Genomic DNA, 2,046 nt, shown 5'->3' on the forward strand with positions numbered 1-2,046 from the left:
CGCACCAACCCGATTACTGTTTGAACTGGACGGCCCCGCGACTGGGGCACGCCATGAATAATCATGCTGCGGGTGACTTTGGCAACCAACCCCGACAGCAACTTTTCCGGCCTTGGCCATCACCAACACAGGCGGCTTTGCAGCCAAGTCCGATGCCAAGGCCCTTGCACTGAGCCCGCCAAAAATGAAGACGGCCTGGGCCATTAACGCCCGGCTCACGCGCCGGTTTGGAGCCGCGGAGCGGCGGAAAATCGGTCGCTGTGCAGCGGATTGTTAAAGCCTGCCCAGCCAGTACTGCGGGCGCCGCCGATCATGGGCAACGGCCAGAACCTGAAAACCATCAGGCCTCTCTCGGTAAACGATGGACAAGGGAAATCTGTGAAGGGGCGCTCTACGAATATCTGGTGGCAACTCGACTTGCCAGGCTTTTGGTGACTCGCCAACTAAATTGGCCAAGGCCTCAAATTCCTCTATGAAGGCACCACCCAATCCCGGAACTTTTGATTCGTAATAACCAACTGACTCCAGGAACTCGGCTTCCGCTGCCGGGTGAAAAGAATAGGTCATTTGATCAGTGCTCTAGCCTTCCTCATGACATCCTCACTAGACACAGCCTGAACTGTGCCATTGTCCAGCTCTTCGCCTCTACGTCGGGCCTCAAGTAGCCAATCGGATCTGAGCTCTTCTTCTGAAGGAGACTCCAGACTCAATACCAGTCTCTGGATCAATTGGGCTCGCTCCTCTTTAGGGAGGTGCAGCGCCTCGTCTTCAATTTTCTGGAGATTCATGGACAAAACCTCTTGTTCACGTATCACCCAATTTTGACACGGATGGGTACCAGGTGCCACGACTCGACTTTTCAGCTTTAACGCGGAGCACACCGGCGCCACGCACGTGGCGTCCGGTGCTGTGAATGGTTATGAGATCTTCGCCCGAACACAAGACTAGATTCCAAGTACCAGGTCAGTCGCTATGTCTAGGTTTTCACGGCCTGACACCGAACGCTGAATTTTACGCGCTATCTTTAAAGCATGCTCTTTATCCACAGCAACTTCGACCATTGAACTTAACGTATAGCGGGCTCCGTTACCTTTGGAGATCCTTTTGGATTTGACGACCTTCTCAAGAATGGGTGACTTATACCCAACCATTTTTACGTCATCTTTTGACGTTCCGGTCAATCTAACTGGCAAGGTCAGAAGGTAGTCGTTCCCCCAGAAGTCAGTGTAACTCGCGGTGATACTTCCACCGTCGCGGCACACGTTGAGTTCTGGCCGACCTCTCAGAGGTAAGAACATCCCTATTCCTCATAACGCTGAGCACAGCGGCGACCTTGGAATGGCGACGAAGGAGCCATGGAAAGGGCGTCCGGCGGCCACCGGCCGCGTACTGCTGCGACTTGTTAAGGGCCTGTTCACCCTTGGTTTTTATTGGGCACCCAATGCTGAATGCCAACTCCCGATACTGTGTGCCAGCTTGACCCATTGCGCCAGGAACCAGGCCACCGAATGAGCGGAAATTACCCGACGATTACGCCGGATTGCCCCGCGACCTGAACTCCAAATTACGCGCCGAAGCCGTTGCCAAACTTAGGGCTGTTTTCTGCCTGCCGGCAATCTGCCAAGCGGCGGTAAAACACCAAACCAAAGAACACCGGAGCAAGGCCTTTAACGCGAAGGTAACCGGCGCCGGAGCGCAGCGGAGGGAACCAAAAGCTGTAAGCTTTTGGCGTCCGGTTGACCGCCTGGTTAGTGGCCGGTCACCACCAAGGTCTCCCCTGGCAACCAACGCTGAATGCCCTCTCCCGAACAGCTTGCACCAACCCAACGGATGGCGAAAGGAACCAGAGCGCAAACAACGCCAATCCGATTACCATCTGAACTGGACGGCCCCGCGACTAGGGCACGCCATGAATAACCATGCTGCCGATGATGCTGGCAACCACCCTCGACAGCAACTTTTCCGGCCTTGGCCATCACCAACAAAGGCGGCTTTGCAGCCAAGTCCGATGCCAAGGCCCTTGCACTGAGCCCGCCAAAAATGAAG

General features: G+C 55.1%; 3 protein-coding genes. All 3 read right to left on the reverse strand.

What is annotated here, in order from left to right; genetic code table 11:
* Window positions 1-273 precede the first annotated feature (273 nt).
* A complete protein-coding gene (locus tag C7H09_RS17070) occupies window positions 274-567 on the reverse strand; it encodes a type II toxin-antitoxin system RelE/ParE family toxin (RefSeq protein ID WP_062363598.1) in 294 nt (97 codons plus the stop codon).
* A complete protein-coding gene (locus C7H09_RS17075) occupies window positions 564-788 on the reverse strand; it encodes an addiction module protein (protein ID WP_091998275.1) in 225 nt (74 codons plus the stop codon). The genes C7H09_RS17070 and C7H09_RS17075 overlap by 4 nt, the downstream gene beginning before the upstream one ends.
* Before the next feature lie 960 nt (window positions 789-1,748).
* A partial coding sequence (locus C7H09_RS20035; protein ID WP_206074353.1) for a hypothetical protein occupies window positions 1,749-2,046 on the reverse strand: 298 nt, incomplete at its 5' end.

Source organism: Marinobacter fuscus (genome assembly GCF_003007675.1).
Lineage (GTDB): Bacteria > Pseudomonadota > Gammaproteobacteria > Pseudomonadales > Oleiphilaceae > Marinobacter > Marinobacter fuscus.

What these genes read in the sequence shown, in the direction of transcription:
- C7H09_RS17070 (WP_062363598.1), bottom strand. Translation starts at nt 567, where the DNA reads ATGACCTATTCTTTTCACCCGGCAGCGGAAGCCGAGTTCCTGGAGTCA.
- C7H09_RS17075 (WP_091998275.1), bottom strand. Translation starts at nt 788, where the DNA reads ATGAATCTCCAGAAAATTGAAGACGAGGCGCTGCACCTCCCTAAAGAG.